17 protein-coding genes and 1 pseudogene are annotated in these 17,216 nt (G+C 61.2%); 6 read left to right on the top strand and 12 right to left on the bottom strand.

All coding sequences use genetic code 11. The features are described from left to right. Positions 1-122 precede the first annotated feature (122 nt). From B3I26_RS09035 to cydP, 7 genes are all read right to left on the bottom strand, one after another. Complete coding sequence (locus B3I26_RS09035; protein WP_296257171.1) at positions 123-1,025, bottom strand: LysR family transcriptional regulator; 903 nt, start codon at positions 1,023-1,025, stop codon at positions 123-125. Further along, complete coding sequence (locus B3I26_RS09030; protein ID WP_296257169.1) at positions 1,025-1,945, bottom strand: LysR family transcriptional regulator; 921 nt, start codon at positions 1,943-1,945, stop codon at positions 1,025-1,027. Before B3I26_RS09030 ends, B3I26_RS09035 begins: the two co-directional genes overlap by 1 nt. 302 nt (positions 1,946-2,247) lie before the next feature. Beyond that, positions 2,248-2,541 carry a cyd operon YbgE family protein gene (locus tag B3I26_RS09025; RefSeq protein ID WP_296257167.1) on the bottom strand — a complete coding sequence of 98 codons (294 nt, stop codon included), beginning with the start codon at positions 2,539-2,541 and terminating at the stop codon, positions 2,248-2,250. Next, the gene (gene cydX, locus B3I26_RS09020; protein WP_296257165.1) at positions 2,531-2,647 is read right to left on the bottom strand and encodes a cytochrome bd-I oxidase subunit CydX; all 117 of its coding nucleotides are present in this window, start codon (positions 2,645-2,647) and stop codon (positions 2,531-2,533) included. Before cydX ends, B3I26_RS09025 begins: the two co-directional genes overlap by 11 nt. A gap of 17 nt (positions 2,648-2,664) precedes the next feature. Continuing rightward, positions 2,665-3,807: a cytochrome d ubiquinol oxidase subunit II gene (gene cydB / locus B3I26_RS09015; protein WP_296257163.1), complete on the bottom strand. Its 1,143-nt coding sequence runs from the start codon at positions 3,805-3,807 to the stop codon at positions 2,665-2,667. Between the two features lie 10 nt (positions 3,808-3,817). Continuing rightward, complete coding sequence (locus B3I26_RS09010; protein ID WP_296257162.1) at positions 3,818-5,407, bottom strand: cytochrome ubiquinol oxidase subunit I; 1,590 nt, start codon at positions 5,405-5,407, stop codon at positions 3,818-3,820. After that, on the bottom strand, positions 5,404-5,601 hold the full coding sequence (cydP, locus tag B3I26_RS09005) for a cytochrome oxidase putative small subunit CydP (protein WP_296257160.1): 198 nt from the start codon (positions 5,599-5,601) through the stop codon (positions 5,404-5,406). Before cydP ends, B3I26_RS09010 begins: the two co-directional genes overlap by 4 nt. 441 nt (positions 5,602-6,042) lie before the next feature. Between cydP and B3I26_RS09000 the strand changes: the two genes are divergently transcribed. From B3I26_RS09000 to B3I26_RS08980, 5 genes are all read left to right on the top strand, one after another. Beyond that, on the top strand, positions 6,043-6,819 hold the full coding sequence (locus B3I26_RS09000) for a substrate-binding periplasmic protein (RefSeq protein WP_313482345.1): 777 nt from the start codon (positions 6,043-6,045) through the stop codon (positions 6,817-6,819). Positions 6,820-6,821: 2 nt separating this feature from the next. Next, positions 6,822-8,168, top strand: coding sequence for a GGDEF domain-containing protein (locus B3I26_RS08995; RefSeq protein WP_296257158.1), 1,347 nt, complete (start codon positions 6,822-6,824; stop codon positions 8,166-8,168). Positions 8,169-8,186: 18 nt separating this feature from the next. Then, positions 8,187-8,936, top strand: coding sequence for a substrate-binding periplasmic protein (locus B3I26_RS08990; RefSeq protein WP_296257156.1), 750 nt, complete (start codon positions 8,187-8,189; stop codon positions 8,934-8,936). Positions 8,937-9,443: 507 nt separating this feature from the next. After that, positions 9,444-11,087, top strand: coding sequence for a phosphoethanolamine transferase (locus B3I26_RS08985; protein ID WP_296257154.1), 1,644 nt, complete (start codon positions 9,444-9,446; stop codon positions 11,085-11,087). A 5-nt stretch (positions 11,088-11,092) separates the two neighbouring features. Next, positions 11,093-11,917 carry an AraC family transcriptional regulator gene (locus tag B3I26_RS08980; RefSeq protein ID WP_296257153.1) on the top strand — a complete coding sequence of 275 codons (825 nt, stop codon included), beginning with the start codon at positions 11,093-11,095 and terminating at the stop codon, positions 11,915-11,917. On the opposite strand, the gene B3I26_RS08975 is transcribed toward B3I26_RS08980, so the two are convergent. The 3 genes from B3I26_RS08975 to B3I26_RS08965 all read right to left on the bottom strand — a co-directional run bounded on the left by B3I26_RS08975 (position 11,918) and on the right by B3I26_RS08965 (position 14,342). After that, positions 11,918-12,505 (bottom strand): LysE family translocator, encoded by a 588-nt coding sequence (locus B3I26_RS08975; RefSeq protein WP_296257152.1) that lies wholly within the window; start codon positions 12,503-12,505, stop codon positions 11,918-11,920. A gap of 122 nt (positions 12,506-12,627) precedes the next feature. After that, positions 12,628-14,067, bottom strand: coding sequence for an MFS transporter (locus tag B3I26_RS08970; RefSeq protein ID WP_296257150.1), 1,440 nt, complete (start codon positions 14,065-14,067; stop codon positions 12,628-12,630). A gap of 68 nt (positions 14,068-14,135) precedes the next feature. Then, positions 14,136-14,342, bottom strand: a complete 207-nt coding sequence (locus B3I26_RS08965; protein WP_313482379.1) for a hypothetical protein — start codon at positions 14,340-14,342, stop codon at positions 14,136-14,138. A gap of 91 nt (positions 14,343-14,433) precedes the next feature. Here B3I26_RS08965 and B3I26_RS08960 point away from each other — a divergent pair. After that, positions 14,434-15,042: pseudogene (locus B3I26_RS08960) on the top strand (GntR family transcriptional regulator); the annotation flags it as partial. Positions 15,043-15,340: 298 nt separating this feature from the next. Here B3I26_RS08960 and B3I26_RS08955 read toward each other — a convergent pair. Together B3I26_RS08955 and B3I26_RS08950 are read right to left on the bottom strand one after the other, a co-directional pair. Continuing rightward, positions 15,341-16,774 (bottom strand): NAD-dependent succinate-semialdehyde dehydrogenase, encoded by a 1,434-nt coding sequence (locus tag B3I26_RS08955; protein ID WP_296257144.1) that lies wholly within the window; start codon positions 16,772-16,774, stop codon positions 15,341-15,343. Positions 16,775-16,893: 119 nt separating this feature from the next. Beyond that, positions 16,894-17,190, bottom strand: a complete 297-nt coding sequence (locus tag B3I26_RS08950) for an ArsR/SmtB family transcription factor (protein WP_296257143.1) — start codon at positions 17,188-17,190, stop codon at positions 16,894-16,896. Positions 17,191-17,216: the final 26 nt, after the last annotated feature.

Here is a 17,216-nt window from a genome sequence, read left to right as displayed (position 1 = left end):
TTCTCGCCGACCGGTTCGCCGCGCCGTAAGGGGATCATGACCCACGACGTCATCGAGCAGAATCGCCAGCAAATGCAATCCAGTATTTCAGAAAACGAAATGATCGAGTCTGTGATGGCGGCTCAGGCGCTCAGCACCGGATGCCGACGCAGGCGCTCCGTGGCGAAGTCGACGAAACTGCGCACCTTTGCCGATGCCCGAAATCCTTCGCGGTACACCAGATGCAGCGGCAGCGGGTCCTGCTCGAACGCTTCAAGCACCGGTTGCAGACGACCCGCTTCAAGATGCTCCTGAATCGGGTAGTGCAGGCACGACGCCAACCCGGCGCCGCTGACGGCTGCGTTAATCACCGCAAGCGGCGTACTGCAACGCAAGCCGGGTTTCAAGGCCAGACTGCGCGCGGCGCCATCGACCTGAAAACGCCAGTCCATGGAGCGGTTGGCCCCACTGCACATGACCAGCGCATGGCCTGTCAGATCGCTGGGCGTCCGGGGTTCGCCACGGTGACGAAGGTAATCCGGGCTGGCGCAGATCATCTGGCGAACAGCGCCAATCCGGCGGGCGGCCAGGTATCCATCCGGCAGGTCGCCGATCAGAACCGCCACATCAACCCCTTCTTCGTGCAGATTGGGAAAGCGATCCAGATAGATGACGCAGATCTGCACATCCGGCCAGGCGTCCAGGTAATCAAGGATCACGGGCATCAGCAACTGATCGCCGAACAACAATGGCGTGGCCAGCGTCAGCAGCCCACGCGGCTCGACGTGATGGCCTTTGGCAGACGCATCCGCCTCGTCCGTCGCCCTCAGCACACGCGCACAATCGGCGGCGAACTGTCGGCCAGCGTCAGTCAGCATCACGCCACGGGTACTGCGTTTAAGCAACGGCGTGCCCAACCGCCGTTCCAGCGCAGCCAGTGCGCGGCTGACCGTGGCTTCGGAAATGCCCAGTCGGCGTGACGCCGCCGCCAGCCCGAACTCACTGGCCACGGCCTGGAAGATCGTCATCTGCCGATGGCGCTCCATCAGTCGCAGCTCCGCCCGGCGGCCTTGATGGCGGGGTCGTGCCGCATGCGCTCGACGCAGTAATCGACGAAGGTCCGCACCTTGGCCGACACCTTGCGCTCGCTCTGGTAGCAGACATGCACGGGCAAGGGCACCTCTTCGAACGCCTGCAGAATCAGGACCAGCTCGCCACTCGTCACCTGGCTTGCGATTTGGTAAGACAGGACCCGCGTCACGCCCCATCCCATGGTCGCGGCGGTGATCGCTGCCTGATTGGCAGAAACGGTCAGGCGCGACTGCGGTTCGACCTGCAAATGTTTGCCGCCGTCGCTGAAATCCCAGCGGCGAACCGCTGTGCTGGCCGAGGAGACCACCAGTCGATGCTGTTTCAAATCGTTAGGATGTCCAGGCTCCCCGTGGGCCTTGAGATAAGCCGGCGATGCACACAACACGCGACGCACCTCACCCACCTTGATGGCGTGCTGGCTGCTGTCCAGCAGATGCCCGATGCGCACCGCGACGTCAATGCCCTCCTCGACCATGTGCGTGACGCGGTCCAGCAACAGCGCGTTGATGCTGACGCCGGGGTGTTGCTGCAGATAGCCCACCACCAGCGGCATGACGAACAGCTCGCCAAACAGCAGCGACGCAGTCACCGTGAGTAGGCCGGCCGGCGCGGCGATGCTGCCACCGGCGGCGTCTTCGGCTTCCTCCAGTTCACCGAGAATGCGACGGCAATCGGTGAGATAGCGCTGCCCGGCTTCGCTCAGGTGCACGCTGCGGGTGGTGCGCGACAACAACAGTGTGCCGATACGTTTTTCCAGCGCCGCCACCGCCCGGGTGACGCTGGGCGCGGACATGTGCAAACGGCGCGCGGCGGTTGCGAAGCTGAGCTCTTCGCACACAGCGACGAAGACCTGCATTTCCTGAAATCTGTCCATGGACGGGCTCGGCTGTACGGCGGGGTTTTGAATGAGTGGGGATATTAGCGTTTTGGACAGTGCGGGCGCACTGTCCCTGTAAGGGATGATGCGCTGGCAGTGGCGATGCCCAAGCCGTTACCGCTGGCACGCCGGACGGCTACAGGCTTGGGGAGGTCCCGTGAAAATGCGCTGCCGCTGGCTCCGTAGCAGCAGCGCGTGGGAGGTCCCGTGAAAATGCGCTGCCGCTGGCTCCGTAGCAGCAGCGCGTGGGAGGGGTTATCCGTGCTGAAGTTTGCCAGCACCGCGACGGGTTAGAGCCGCTACCGCGCCGTCAGCCAGATGCCAAAGCCGACGGCCATCAAGCCCCAGGCCAACAGCGGGTGAAACACCACTCGCCAGGCGAGCGCCCGGGGTTCGAAGCCGACGCCGTGCACGAAACCACCGGCCACGCCCCACATGATCAGCATCAGCAGGCTATGGGAGTAATGACCGCTGGCGTCGAGCATCGACGCTGGGTGAATCAGCAGCACCAGGCTCAGGGGCACCGCCATCAGCAGGGACAGGGCCCGGCCGATGGCATGCCTGAAAGGTGCGTTCAGCGCCTCAGCGGTCACGACCGTTCTCCACGGCATTGGCATCCGAAGACTCCAGCCACAGGGCATTGATGATGCCGAAGCTGCAGGCCAGCAACACGCCAAGTATCCAGGCGAAATACCACATGATGTTCTCTCCTCGGCTCAGTACAGGCCGTGCGGGTTATGGTCGATATGCGTGGTGGTGACCTTGCCCCACATCTTGGCGTAGCACCACAGGGTGTAGCAGAGGATCAACGGCACGAAGATGACGGCCGCGACCAGCATGATGGACAGGGTTTTGCTGCTGGACACTGCATCCCAGACGGTCAGGCTGGAGGCCGGATCCAGGCTCGATGGCATGACGAACGGGAACATGGCGAAACCTGCGGTGCACAGGGCGCCGACGATCGCCAGGCTGCTGCCCAGAAACGCCATCCTGCCCTGCCCCGCACTGGCGCACAGCAGCGCCAGCAGACCGCCAAAGATGCCCAACAGTGGCGCGATAACGGTCAAGGGATGTTGCTGATAATTAGCCATCCAGCCGTGGTTGGATGCCTCGACCGTCTTGGCCAGCGGATTGAGCGCAGCGCCGGCATCGAACGCCGAGGTAATCGACAGCCCCTCAATTGCGCCCAGCAGCAGCCATACGCCGGCACCGATGAAGGACAGCAGAAAAACCAGTGCCAGCCCTTGCGCCGCGCGCCGCGAACGATGGGCAATCGCGCCCTCGGTGCGCATCATCAGCCAGGTACCGCCATGCAGGCCGAGCATGCTCAGGCTGACGACGCCGGCCAGCAGGCCGAACGGGCTGAGCAACTGCCAGAAATTGCCCTGGTAGCTGGAGCGCATGGTTTCATCGAACTGAAACGGCACACCCAGCAGCAGGTTGCCGAATGCCACGCCAAACACCAGCGAAGGCACTATGCCGCCCACACAAAGCGCCCAATCCCAACTCTGCCGCCAGCGGGTGTTTTCCAGCTTGCTGCGATAGTCAAAGCCCACCGGGCGTACGAATAACGCGAACAGCACCAGCAACAGCGCCCAGTACAAGCCGGAAAACGCCGCCGAGTAGACCAGTGGCCAGGCAGCGAACAACGCGCCACCGGCGGTGATCAGCCAGACCTGGTTGCCGTCCCAGTGCGGGGCGATGGTGTTGATCACCACACGTCTTTCGTTATCCGAGCGACCCACCACAGGCATCAGCATCGCCGCGCCCAGGTCGAAGCCGTCAGTCAGGGCGAAGCCGATCAGCAGCACGCCGACCAGCACCCACCAGATGAGTTTGAGTGTCTCGTAATCGAACATCATGTGTTCCTCAGGCCAGCACAGGTTGTTTGGCAGCAGACACAGCGGCGCCGCGTGCTTCGAAGTGATAACGACCGGTGTGCAGGCTGCTTGGACCCAGGCGGGCGAACTTGATCATCAGGTACATCTCGATGATCAACAGCACGGTGTAGAAACCGACCAGCGCCAGAATCGAGCCAATGACATCGCCGCTGGACAGGGTCGACGCAGACAAGTGAACCGGCAGTACTTCACCGATCGACCATGGCTGACGACCGTGCTCGGCGACCCACCAGCCAGTCTGCGTGGCGATCCACGGCAGTGGCAGACTCAACAGCGCCCACTTAAGCAACCAGGGCTTGCTCGATTCGTTCTTGCGTGCCGAGGCCCAGAACGCGCAGATGAACAACAGCAGCATCAGCACGCCGCTGAGTACCATGATGCGGAACGTCCAGAAGATCGACGCCACATGGGGAATCGAATCCAGTGCAGCCTGCTTTATCTGTTGCTCGTTGGCATCCACCACCTTGTCGGTGTACTTCTTGAGCAGCAAGCCGTAACCCAGGTCCTTCTTCACATCGTTGAACGCGTTGAGGGTTTGCTCGCTCTTGTCCCCGGCGCGCAGCTTGCCCAACAGGTCGTAGGCAACCATACCGTTGCGGATGCGGCCCTGGTGCTCACTGACCAGATCCTTGATCCCGGTGACTTGTTTGTCGACCGAACGGGTGGCGACGATGCCCATTACGTAGGGGATCTTCACCGCGTAATCAGTGCGCTGCTCGGCCTGGTTCGGCAGGCCGAACAAGGTGAACGCAGCGGGCGCAGGTTCGGTATCCCACTCGGCTTCGATGGCCGCGAGTTTGGTTTTCTGCACGTCGCCGATTTCGTAGCCGGACTCATCGCCCAGCACGATCACCGATAGAATCGAGGCGATGCCGAACGCCGAAGCAATGGCGAACGAGCGCCGGGCGAAGCCGATGTCGCGGCCCTTGAGCAGGTACCAGCTGGAAATGGCCAGGACGAAAATCGCACCGGTGACATAACCGGACGCGACGGTGTGCACGAACTTGACCTGCGCGACCGGGTTGAAGATCAGGTCCGCGAAACTGGTCATTTCCATGCGCATGGTGGTGAAGTTGAACTCGGCGCCGACCGGGTTCTGCATCCAGCCGTTGGCAATGAGGATCCACAACGCCGACAGGTTCGAACCGATTGCGACCAGCCAGGTCACGGCCAGATGCTGCACGCGGGTCAGGCGATCCCAGCCGAAGAAAAACAGACCGATAAACGTCGATTCAAGGAAAAAGGCCATCATCCCTTCGATCGCCAGCGGCGCACCGAAGATATCGCCCACGTAGTGGCTGTAGTAGGCCCAGTTGGTGCCGAACTGGAACTCCATGGTCAGGCCGGTGGTGACCCCCAGGGCGAAGTTGATGCCAAACAGCTTGCCCCAGAACTTGGTCATGTCCTGGTAGACCTGTTTGCCGGTCATGACAAACACCGACTCCATGATCGCCAGCAAAAAAGCCATGCCCAGCGTCAGCGGGATAAACAGGAAGTGGTACAGCGCAGTCATTGCGAACTGCAGCCGAGATAAGTCGACGACGAATTCCGATATCATTTTGGGTTCTTCTCAGGAGACACGGGAGGGGCGCCCAATACATGCAGGCCAGCTTGCACCCCGTCGTCCTTGACCTCGACCGGAGCGTCGAACCAGACGCTGCGAATTCCCATCAACAGAACGAGTTTGATCAGCAGGATCAGGCCTATTTCTTTCGCCAGAGGGTGTTTGAGGAAATCGAAAGGACCGGGCATATGCATGACTCGTCGGGGTGCACGGTATTTTTCCAACAGCGCTTTTCGGGGCCGTTGATCCAGGTCAAAAGAAGTCAGGACCGGGCGGTGTGACACAACGCCACAGGCTATTTCACCGGCGTTTATTTGCCGCTGCCGTACCTGCGTGGTCCGACTTGCCAGCGACGCGGCTTCGGAATCGCCAGCACCGGTTTTGCGCTCTGTAACGGTTCGCCTTGACGGCGGTAAAGCCTGCGAGATCGCTACCGGGTAGCAGACATCGGCAACCCGTCGTTCCCGGATTTGGCGTAGCTCGGAGCACGATGTTAAACGTTAGAAAATGGCCTCAAGCGGCAGATTTCCCCGCCGATATCGTGGCGGTAACAGGCCGTCCGGCTACCCTTTGATACACGCCGGAAACCGGATTAGCGCCGCGCCTGCAAGTCTATGAGGTAGCCGTTCATGACATCCCCGCCCCTCGTTCGCAAAGCTCGCGGCGCGCTGTATGGCGTGTTTATGCTCTGCCTGAGCGTCTGCGGTGCCCAAGCGCGGTCGCAGCCCCTGCGCATCGTCACCGAGGAGCTGCCTCCCTACAGCATGACCCGCGACGGCCAGTTGACAGGGATGAGTACCGAGGTGGTGCAGGCAGTGCTCAAGGAAGTCAATGTGCAGGCCAGCATCCAGTCCATGCCTTGGGCGCGGGCATACGACCTGGCGCTGCACGATCCCGACGTATTGATCTATTCCATCACCCGCACCGCCGAGCGCGAGCACTCGTTCAAGTGGGTCGGCACCATTGCTACCACGCGTTGGTATCTCTACTCCTCGTCCGCGCACCCCATCCGCTTGATGGACCTGGACGATGCGCGCGATTGGCAGATCGCGACGGTCAATGAGGATGTAGGCGAGCAGTACCTGATCGGCAAGAAATTCGTCATCGGCCAGCAGTTGCAGTCCAGCAATCACTACGAACTGAACTACCAGAAGCTTCGAACCGGGCATGTCGACCTGTGGATCTCCGATGAACTGAACGCCGATTACCTGGTACGGCAGGACGGAGAAGAGCCGGGTCGCACACTGGTGCAATCCTTGCGCGTCCCTGAACTGGAAGAGGATGGTGGCTTGAACATGGCGTTCAGCCTGTCAACACCGGACGCGACCGTGCAGCTGTTTCAGAAAGGGCTGAGGGCCATCCGCGAAAACGGAACCTACGACGCCATCGCACGGAAGTGGAGATGAGCATGCCCGTCGATTCTGACACGCAGCTGCCCGCAAAGGCCGCCGCGCCGCCCCCTGCCGGTTCACTCGCGCGCAGGCTGGTGTTGGCGACGCTGGCATTCTGCGTGCTGTTCACCCTGGCCACCGTTGCAGTGCGCACCTGGTTTGCCTGGAATGCCAACCTCTCGAACATGAACGCCGAACTGGGCCTGATCGATCAGGTGTTCCAGGGCACGCTGTCCAAGGCGGTATGGGAAATGGACAACGAAGCCTTGCAGGCACAGATCGACAGCGTGGCGCTGGCGCCACCGGTGGGCCGCGTCGAGCTGAAGGTCCTGCGCCCCGGTCGCGCACCGCAGGTGCTGGAGCGCCAGCACCCGGGCCACGCAGGCTCCTCGTTCGCCCCGGCCTTGCAGCGCCAACTGACCGTGGCCCCCTACCCCGGCGCCAGCGAAGTGGTGGGCGAACTGAGCATCGAGGGCGATGCCCGTCTGCTGTGGCGGCGCCTGGGCAAGGAAGTCGCGATCATTATGCTGACCCAGATCATCCAGTCGCTGGCCTTGGCCGGGCTGATCATGGGCATGTTCAACCGATCGGTGACCTTGCATGTGCGGCGCATCGCCCGGCATCTGGAACAACTGACGCCGCAGAACCTGAAAAATCACCTGGCGCTCGGACGCGGCGGCAAGACCCGCGACGAGCTGGACCTGCTGGAAGCGGGCGTCAATGACCTGCAAGACAAACTGGCCAACCACCTCGAACGCCAGACCCGTGATGAGCTTGTCCTGGCGGCCAGCCGCGATCAACTGGCCGAACTGGTCGAACAACGCACCGCGCAATTGAGGGCGGCAAACATCCGCCTGGAAGCCCTGACCCGCTTCGATCCGCTCACGGGCCTGGCCAACCGCCGGCATTTCGACGAAATCAAGGAGCTGGAATTCAATCGAGCGCTGCGTCACCGCCAGCCGTTCTCGGTGCTGATGTGCGACATCGATTTTTTCAAGCTCTACAACGACACCTACGGCCACGCCACGGGCGATCAGTGCCTGCGCGATGTCGCCCTGATCATGAGCACGCAGTTCTCCCGTTCCGGCGAACTGGTGGCGCGTCTGGGGGGCGAAGAATTCGCCGTGCTGCTGCCAGGGCAGAACCGGCAGCAGGCGCTTGATTGTGCCGAGCGTCTGCAAGCCCTGCTGGCCGAGCAGAAACTGCCACACACGGGGTCGGCGGTATCGCCTTACGTCACGATGAGCATCGGCGCTGCGCAACTCGACCCTGCGAACATGGAGCGTTTCGACCAATTGCTGCAAAGCGCCGACATGGCCCTGTACCGGGCCAAAAGTCAGGGTCGTAACCGGTGTGAGATTTGATCACGGGGAGAATGTGACATGCGCCGTACCCACCATTGGCTAAAGCAGCACTGGAAATTGTTATGCAGCACGGTGCTGGTGCTCGGTTGCATGAGCGTTCAGGCCCAAACCCTGCAGGTCGTGACTGAGGATTCCTCCTACAGCGCGTTCAAGGACGGCAAAGTGGTGGGGCCGGCCAGCGATGTGGTCGAACAGCTGCTCGCCGCAGCGGGCGTCACGGATTACCGCGTAGCGCTGTATCCGTGGGCACGCGCCTATGACATGGCCCGCCTGGAGCCCAACGTGATGATCTACCCGATTCTCCGCAGCGCCGAGCGGGAAGCGTTGTTCAAGTGGGTGGGCGAGCTGGATGAGGTGACGCCATTGTTTTATAGGCTGCGCGAGCGCCACGACATCGTGATCAATCAGCTGTCGGACGTCGGCAACTATACCGTGGGCGTCGTGCGTGACGACTCGCGGCAGAAATACCTGGAGGCCAAGGGTTTCAACAAAATGGTGGTGTCGGCGAACAATCTGGATAACTTGCGCAAGTTGCTCAACGGTCAGGTCGCGCTGGTGCCAATGCCGGAGCGCGAGGCGCGGGTGCAGTGTGAGGAACTTCATGTCGCCTTTGATCAGCTTGAGAGTGTCTACGCCCTTGATGAGCTTTCCAGAGGGTTGTATGTGGCGTTAAGCCTGAAGACTCCGGCAGAGACGGTGCAGCGAGTGATCACCGCCTTTGCCCGGCTGAAGGATGATGGGACGGTAGCCAGGGCAATGGCTCGATAGGTCATACGCGCGCGCTGACGCGGTATTCCGGTCTGTGTGCGCATCAGTTATTTCCGGTGGCACTGACAGTGCTTCTTTCTAATGTGCGAACTGTTTCGCCAACGGCGAGTTCCAGACAACACATCCCTAGCTGTCCAGCCGCATTCGCTGCCGGCGCAACCTTCGGATCTCCTACAGGTTTTGCGGTGTAGCAGGATGTGCGGTTGCACCCGATGGCTACCCGAATCAATGGCGTGCTCGGTGCAATTGGTGGCGTGAACAAGCCTTGAGATTACGGGGTGGATGATCGCTTGTCGCCGGGTTTGGGATCGCTTGCCGGACGCCCTGTGTCCAGTGCCGTGAGCGTCCAGGCTGTTTCACGAAGTATTCACAATCGTTCTGGAAAACTCCGCGCGATCCTGGTTCTTCATCCACCACCTGCCATGCGCAGGTCAGTCTGACGTGAGCGTCGCAGGGACTTAGCCGACTGGAAGTCCACGTGCAGACCCGTTGCGAGTAGTGCTTTATATGGATATGCGTTCAAGGCTGCAACCCATCACTTCTACGCGCCTGGTCATGCTTTCTTCCTTGTGCCTGGTGGTGTTCTACAACCTGGCCACTTGGCATGCACTGCTCGCTCTGACCCAGTTGCAAGGCTTCAAGGCCGCAGCGTTTTATGTGTCGTTCGGGTTTTTCCTATGGGCGGCGATTACCCTGCTGCTGACCCTCTTTTCTTTCCGCCCGATACTCAAACCGATGTTGAGCCTGGTCGCGCTGTGTTCAGCGGCAGCGGCGTATTTCATGAACACCTACGGCATCAGCATCGACACCACGATGATGCAGAACGTGTTGGAGACCAACCCCGGCGAAGCCCAGGCGCTACTAAGCGGCAAGCTGTTTGTGTACCTGGGCTTGCTCGGGGTGCTGCCGATCACAGTGATCTGGTTGATTCCCGTGACCTATCGCCGGGTACTGCCGGGGCTGGTCAACAAAGTGTTGGTGTGCATCGGTTGTGTTCTGGTGATCGCGGCCGCAATCGGCCCTTTCTATTCGACCTATGCGCCGATCTTCCGTGATGAAGACAAGCTGACCCACTTCATCAACCCGACCAACTACATCTATGCCATCGGCAAACTGACCAAGCAGACCGTGGCGATCAAGGAAACGGTCAAGATCCAGACCGTGGGCGCCGACGCTGTGCTCAGCCCCGAAGCCCGGCAGCGGCCAAAAAAGAGCCTGATGATCGTCGTCGTAGGCGAGACGGCGCGGGCAGATCACTTCTCGCTCAATGGTTATGCCCGCGAAACCAACCCCGAATTGAAGACGCAGGACATTCTCAATTTCACCCAGGTGGCATCCTGCGGCACTTCCACGGCGGTGTCGGTGCCCTGTATGTTCTCGCGTTTTCCGCGCACCGATTACAACGACAAGAAGGGCAAGACCTACGAAGGTTTGCTGGACATGCTGCAGCGCGCCGGGCTTTCCGTGCTGTGGCTGGACAACAACAGCGATTGCAAGGGCACTTGCCTGCGCGTACCCCACAGCGACATTCCGAAAAACCAGCCGAGCCCCTTCTGCGACGGTCAGAACTGCCTGGATGAATCCCTGTTGGTGGGCCTGCAGGCGTACATCGACTCGCTCAACGACAACGCCATCATCGTCCTGCATTCCGATGGCAGCCACGGTCCGGAATATTACGACCGCTACCCCAAGTCCCTGGAACGCTTCACGCCGGTCTGCCAGACCAACCAGTTGGGCAGTTGCACCTCCGATGAGCTGAAGAACGTCTACGACAACACCATTCTCTACACCGATCACTTCCTGGCACAGACCATCGCGCTGCTCAAGCGCAATCAGGACAAGGTCGACACCTCGATGATCTATCTCTCGGACCACGGTGAGTCGCTGGGGGAAAACGGCATCTACCTGCACGCCGCACCGTACGCCATCGCCCCGACCGCGCAGACCCACGTGCCAATGGTCATGTGGTTCGGCCATTCGACCCTGGACGACGCCAGCATCGACCGCAGTTGCCTGGCGGCCAAGCAGAACCAGCCGGACCTGAGCCATGACTACCTGTTTCATTCGGTGCTAGGCTTGCTCGGCGTCACCACCACCGAATACCAGCCGGCGCTGGACATTTTTCACAGCTGCAAACGCAACAAAGGATGACTGACATGCCCCTGCAGAACCCGCCAAGCAACGCGCAGATACCGGTGTTCTGGCGGGATGCAGAGCTGCCGTTCATCGAAGCCCGCTCCATCGCCGATGGCCGCAAGGTCTGCTACGCGCGCCATTCCCATGCCGTTTTTTCCATCGGTGCGATCACGGCCGGGCAAAGCACCTACCTGCACGAAAAAACCCGCCAGACGATTGCCTCCGGCACCGTGGTGCTGATGAACCCCGGTGACGTTCATGCCTGCAATCCCATCGATGACCAGCCTTGGTCGTACATCATGTTCTACGTCGACGCGCACTGGCTGGGTGGGGTGCAGGAGGCATGCGGGGTGGCGGGTTTCCAACCCGTTCCAGCCACTTGCAGCACTGATCCTGCGCTGTTCTCCGGGCTGCTGGACCTGCACCGGCTACTGATTGACTCGAGCCGGGAGGCTTTGGAGAAACACCAGGCGGCGATCGCATTTTTCGTGCTGATGCAGCAGCGTCTCGGCGGTTTCGATGCGCCGCTGAAAAAGCTCAACCAACGGGTCGAGCGTGCCGCGCAGTACATCGACCAGCATTGTTTGCGGGCCATCCGGCTGGAGGAGATTTGTGAAGCGGCGAGCCTGTCGCAGGCTTATCTGATTCGCGCTTTCGAACAGCATTACCACATGACGCCCCACGCCTATCTCATCAACCGGCGTGTCCAGCATGCACAGGCGCAGCTGCGCCAGGGCGAGCTGATCGCCGACATCGCTCAGCAGAGCGGCTTTGCCGATCAGGCGCATTTGCAGCGGGTGTTCAAAAAACACCTGGCCGCGACACCCGGCCAGTATCGTCGGTGATCAGATATACAACAGCGACACCGCGCACCCGGCAAGCAGCGCGGCCATGCTTCGGTTGAAGGTGCGAATGCGCTGTGGGCTACGCAACCAGGGGCCGAGAAACGCCCCGGCGTAGGCCCAGCATGCGACCGACAGGTAACAGACCACGAAGTAGATCAGCGCGAACAAGCCGATCAACTGCGGTTGGCCATCGGCCACGAACGCGCCCATTCCTGCCACCGCTGCCAGCCACGCCTTGGGATTGAGCCACTGCATCGCAGCGCCATGCCAGAAAGACGGCCGTTGCGTGGGTTTGTCGACATTCAGGCGCCCGTCGTCCATCGCCAGTTTCCACGCCAGGTACACCAAAAAACCCATGCCTGCCCAGCGAATGACGTCGGTGAGCATCGGGTAATTGTGCAGCACCTCATGCAGGCCGAATCCGGTGAACACCAGCAGCACCACGAACCCCACCGTCGCGCCCATGACATGGCGCAAACTCGCGCCCAGACCAAATCGCGCGCCGCAGCCGAGCGCCACCACGTTTACCGGGCCGGGGGAAATCGATGCAGCGAGTGCGAACGCCGCCATGGAAAGCATCAGGTTCATTACCGCTCTTCTCCGTTCGATGAATGAGGGGAGACGTTAATGGGCGGCGACCTGGCGGTATTGAACAAAACTCACCTGTCAGGAGAGCGTCGAGATGAACGCGGATGCTTGTGCCCCTGCGGCTAATCACTGGCCTGCGACAAGGGCCGGGCCACCTCCTCCAATGACTTGCGCTCGGACGCCACGCCCCAGATCGCCTGTACGACGGCGGCCAGCAACATCAACGCCGCGCCGATCAGATAACCGACGAACACCGGCCCACGCTGGTGGCTATCGATCAGCTCACCGAACAACGTCGGCCCGACGATTCCGCCCAACGCAGTGCCGAAGGCGTAGAACACTGCAATCGCCAGCGCCCGGATCTCCAGCGGAAAGGTCTCGGCTACCGTCAGATACGCCGAACTCGCCGCCGCCGAAGCAAAGAAGAAAATGATCATCCAGGCAATAGCTTGCTGAGTGACATCGAGCACGCCATGTTCGAACAGATAGCCGCTGATGCACAGCAACACGGCCGACACGGCATAGGTCAGGCTGATCATCACCCGTCGCCCGACCACATCGAACAGCCTGCCCAGCAGCAACGGCCCGCAGAAATTACCCAACGCCAGGGGCAAGACATACCAGCCAATCGACGCCGACGGCACTTGATAAAACTCGGTGAGCACCAAGGCATAGGTAAAGAAAATGGCGTTGTAGAAAAACGCCTGAGCGGTCAGCAGCGTCAGGCCGACCAATGCCCGTTGCCGATAAGTGTTGAACAGCGTATCGAAGATTTCCCGCAGCGGCGTGTGATCCCGTGCGTGCAGTCGCAGCATCTGGCCACCGGGTTCGGCCAGTGCGTGACCCTGCCGACGCAGGCGGTCTTCAATCCCCTCGACAATCACCCTCGCCTCCTCGGCCTGGCCATGAATCAGCAGCCAGCGCGGGCTTTCCGGCAGCCACAGGCGCATCACCAGGATCACCAGCCCAAGCACCGCGCCGATGCCGAAACACAGACGCCAGCCCAGATCGGCGCCCATCCAGCCGGGGTCCAGCAGAACGATCGCACCACCTGCGCCCAATGCCGCGCCGATCCAGAAGGTGCCATTGATCGTCAAGTCTACCCATCCCCGGAAACGTGCCGGGGTGAATTCCTGGATCGTCGAATTGATGGCCGTGTACTCACCGCCGATGCCCATTCCGGTCAGAAAGCGGAACAGCATGAAGCTCCACACACTGAAGGAAAATGCCGTGGCGGCGGTGGCGCTGATGTACAACGCCAAGGTAATGAAGAACAACTTGCGGCGCCCCAGGCGATCGGTCAGCCAGCCGAAAAACAGCGCCCCTAGCACTGCACCGCAAATATACGCGCCACCGGCCAGGCCGATATCGGCATTGGTCAGGTGCAACACGGGGCTCTCTTTAAGCGCGCCGGACACAGAGCCCGCGAGCGTGACTTCCAGGCCGTCGAGCAGCCAGGTGATGCCCAGTGCAAACACCAGCAATGTGTGAAAACGCCCCCAAGGCAAGCGATCCAGACGCGCTGGAAGATCGGTTTCGAAGACTGTGCCAGCGTCTGCCATGGGTGATCCTCACACCTGAGAGGTCGGAGATGACCTCTGGTGTGAGAGCCCCGAGCGGCTGCGGGAGTTCAGCTAATCGATCCGTCGTGAGTGGCTGACGATGAGCCCTGAGGCTCGACCATCAGCTCCGGTCTGACCAACCGCTCGTAGTCCTGGGCGGTCATGAAACCCAGCGCCACCGCCGCAGCCTTGGGTGACAGGCCTTCCTGCGCGGCCTTGCGGGTGATTTGTGCCACGCGGTCGTAACCCAGAACCGGGTTATGCACGGTCGCCATCAGCAAGGCGTTTTCCAGGTTGTCGGCGAGCCGCTGCCGGTTGACCGCAAGCCCCTTGATCAGCTTGTCGGTTAAGATGCCGATGCAATGGGCAAGCACGCAATTGCAGAATCAGGGCATGGTGTCGCGACGCAAACGCGTCGGCACGCGCGTCGAGGCCGCCACGCCAAGCGGCGGTTACTCGCAATCGCTGGCTTCGGTTGCGGACCTGGTGCACGTGGCGGAGACCCACATCCGGGACGTTCAGCATGTCCGGCATTTCGTGGCTGACATCGCCCTGGCACGGCGCTTGGGGCTTGAACCCGGTGGGCATTGCTTCTGCATGTCGAGCATCAAGGTTGACGTGAGCCAGCGGCATTCCCCGCTGTGCTGGACCGATGTGTATGCCGACCGGATGTACGCGCAAGTGATCCCGCTGGCCGAACAATGCCCGGGGGAATTGATTGCCGCGCTGATCGAAAAGGAGTTCGGTCGCCGGATCGATGCAGTGGATCAGCAAGTCCGGCCCGTGCAACTCAATGCCGACCTGGCCGCTCGGTTGAATGCTGCGCCAGGTTCGCTGGGGTTGAACATCATTCGTCAGTATCGCGACGATCAGGGCGGTTTGATTGCAGTCTCGGAGATCGTGTATCCGGATGACCGATTTACCCTGGTGATGCAAATGAAACGCGAAAAGCGCGCGGCGATAATCGAGCCCTAACCGGGTCGGCGCAGGCGGCGTTCCGTGGGACGAGCGCCAGGAAGGCCCCGAGAGCCGCCCCGGCCATGGATGGCCCATGGCGGCGGGCCCGCGAAGCGTTGCCGCAGAAAGGAACCTTGATGAGTCGAGGCAAAACCAAGAGCAAACGCCCTTGGTACCTGAGGTGAGTCCGGCATGCCGGCTTTCCAGGTCACTTGCCGGTGAAACAATCAGACGTCAGGACGAACTTAAATCAGCACCGCCCCAGTGTCAGATATGCCCCCCGTCAAGGCGCCACCCGCCGGAAAAAACGGTCCAGTTACAAATTGAACACCGTCACCAGCTTGGTATTCAGATACGCCTCGATCGCCTCGGTCCCACCCTCGGAGCCATAGCCGGAATCCTTGACTCCACCGAACGGCACCTCCACCAACCCAATCCCCTGGTGGTTGATCGACAACATACCCGCCTCGATTCGCGTACTCAAAATGTGCGCAGTCTTCATCGACGTCGTAAACGCATACGAGGCCAGTCCGAACGGCACGCGATTGGACTCCTTGACTGCATCCTCCACCGTATCGAACGGCACGATCAAGGCCACCGGACCAAACGGCTCTTCATTCATGATGCGCATTTCCGGCGTCAGGCCACTGAGCACGGTCGGCTCGAAGAAATAGCCCGGCCCATCGACCCGCTTGCCACCGGTGTGAAGCCTGGCGCCACGATCAGCAGCGTCGTTGACCAGCGCCGTCAGTGCCGGAGCCCGACGTTCGTTGGCCAGTGGCCCCATCGTCACGCCTTGCTCCAGTCCATTGCCGACCTTGACCTCGCGAGTCAGGCCAACGAACTTCTCGATGAACTGCTCATAGACACCGCGCTGTACCAGGATACGGGTCGGCGAGACACACACCTGCCCCGCGTTGCGAAACTTGGCGCCTGACAGCGTACGCGCTGCCAGATCCAGATCGGCATCGTCGAACACCAGCGCCGGGGCATGCCCACCCAATTCCATGGTCGCGCGCTTCATGTGTTGCCCGGCCAGTGCGGCCAGTTGCTTGCCCACGGGCGTTGAGCCGGTGAACGTCACCTTCTTGATCACCGGGTGGGCGATCAGGTAGCTGGAGATCTGCGCCGGGTCGCCAAACACAAGACCGATGACACCCGCCGGAACGCCTGCGTCGATGAATGCACGAATCAGCTCGGCGGGCGCTGCCGGGGTTTCTTCCGGTGCCTTGACGATGATCGAACAACCGGCTGCCAGGGCCGACGACAGCTTGCGCACCACCTGGTTGATCGGGAAGTTCCAGGGCGTAAACGCGGCCACCGGGCCGACCGGTTCCTTGATGACCTTCTGCTCCACCGAGGCGTTGCGCGATGGCACCAGACGGCCATAGGCGCGACGGCCCTCTTCGGCCAGCCAGTCGATGATGTCGGCGGCGGAGAGGGTTTCCGCGCGCGCCTCGGCCAGCGGCTTGCCCTGCTCCTGGGTCATGACACTGGCGATGTGGTCAACGCGATCACGCAACAGGTTGGCGGCCTTCTGCATGATTTTGTAGCGCTCGTAAGCCGGCGTGCTGCGCCAGGTTTCGAAACCACGCTCGGCCGCGGCCAGGGCCTGATCCAGATCGGCGATGTCTGCATGGGCAACGGTGCCCAGGGTGTCACCGGTCGCCGGGTTGAACACGGCAATGGTGCGACCGTCTTCACTGGCGCGCCATTGGCCATCGATATACAACTGAACATCTGGGTACATAGGAAAACTCCGGAGGTGCCTGCAGGAGACGGGAGAATGGGAAGAGGCAGGTCGAGCAATCTACAGGCGTCTGGTTGCAGCTATCAAGGTGACGCCAGGTTGAGGGTGTATGCGCGTGCTCAGCAGAACCGCATCAACTGCGCTGCATAGGCGCCGAGTACTTCGCGCCGGGTTTTGAAACTGGCGTACTTGCCTTCACGCAACGTGGTGATCAAGCCAGCACGTTCCAGCTCCCTGGTATGGTGCGAGACGGTCGCCGCGCTGACAGGGTGAGTGCTGAGCAATTCGGCACAGGGCACGGCATCCTGGGATGCGCTGATCTGCAACAGGATCTGGTAGCGTCTGGGGTCCGCGAGCGCTCGGGAAATCCGTGCGATTTGCTGATCGGTCAGCGATAAATGCAATGCGGTGCTCATCTAACTGGTTACGCCCCCGTTAAAAC

This window comes from Pseudomonas sp. UBA5706 (assembly GCF_002419965.1).
Lineage (GTDB): Bacteria > Pseudomonadota > Gammaproteobacteria > Pseudomonadales > Pseudomonadaceae > Aquipseudomonas.
The sequence above is the reverse complement of the archived record's forward strand: the minus strand, read 5'-3'. Positions and strand labels throughout refer to the sequence as shown.

What these genes read in the sequence shown, in the direction of transcription:
- B3I26_RS09035 (WP_296257171.1), bottom strand. Translation starts at nt 1,025, where the DNA reads ATGGAGCGCCATCGGCAGATGACGATCTTCCAGGCCGTGGCCAGTGAG.
- B3I26_RS09030 (WP_296257169.1), bottom strand. Translation starts at nt 1,945, where the DNA reads ATGGACAGATTTCAGGAAATGCAGGTCTTCGTCGCTGTGTGCGAAGAG.
- cydX (WP_296257165.1), bottom strand. Translation starts at nt 2,647, where the DNA reads ATGTGGTATTTCGCCTGGATACTTGGCGTGTTGCTGGCCTGCAGCTTC.
- cydB (WP_296257163.1), bottom strand. Translation starts at nt 3,807, where the DNA reads ATGTTCGATTACGAGACACTCAAACTCATCTGGTGGGTGCTGGTCGGC.
- B3I26_RS09010 (WP_296257162.1), bottom strand. Translation starts at nt 5,407, where the DNA reads ATGATATCGGAATTCGTCGTCGACTTATCTCGGCTGCAGTTCGCAATG.
- cydP (WP_296257160.1), bottom strand. Translation starts at nt 5,601, where the DNA reads ATGCCCGGTCCTTTCGATTTCCTCAAACACCCTCTGGCGAAAGAAATA.
- B3I26_RS09000 (WP_313482345.1), top strand. Translation starts at nt 6,043, where the DNA reads ATGACATCCCCGCCCCTCGTTCGCAAAGCTCGCGGCGCGCTGTATGGC.
- B3I26_RS08995 (WP_296257158.1), top strand. Translation starts at nt 6,822, where the DNA reads ATGCCCGTCGATTCTGACACGCAGCTGCCCGCAAAGGCCGCCGCGCCG.
- B3I26_RS08990 (WP_296257156.1), top strand. Translation starts at nt 8,187, where the DNA reads ATGCGCCGTACCCACCATTGGCTAAAGCAGCACTGGAAATTGTTATGC.
- B3I26_RS08985 (WP_296257154.1), top strand. Translation starts at nt 9,444, where the DNA reads ATGGATATGCGTTCAAGGCTGCAACCCATCACTTCTACGCGCCTGGTC.
- B3I26_RS08980 (WP_296257153.1), top strand. Translation starts at nt 11,093, where the DNA reads ATGCCCCTGCAGAACCCGCCAAGCAACGCGCAGATACCGGTGTTCTGG.
- B3I26_RS08975 (WP_296257152.1), bottom strand. Translation starts at nt 12,505, where the DNA reads ATGAACCTGATGCTTTCCATGGCGGCGTTCGCACTCGCTGCATCGATT.
- B3I26_RS08970 (WP_296257150.1), bottom strand. Translation starts at nt 14,067, where the DNA reads ATGGCAGACGCTGGCACAGTCTTCGAAACCGATCTTCCAGCGCGTCTG.
- B3I26_RS08965 (WP_313482379.1), bottom strand. Translation starts at nt 14,342, where the DNA reads ATGGCGACCGTGCATAACCCGGTTCTGGGTTACGACCGCGTGGCACAA.
- B3I26_RS08955 (WP_296257144.1), bottom strand. Translation starts at nt 16,774, where the DNA reads ATGTACCCAGATGTTCAGTTGTATATCGATGGCCAATGGCGCGCCAGT.
- B3I26_RS08950 (WP_296257143.1), bottom strand. Translation starts at nt 17,190, where the DNA reads ATGAGCACCGCATTGCATTTATCGCTGACCGATCAGCAAATCGCACGG.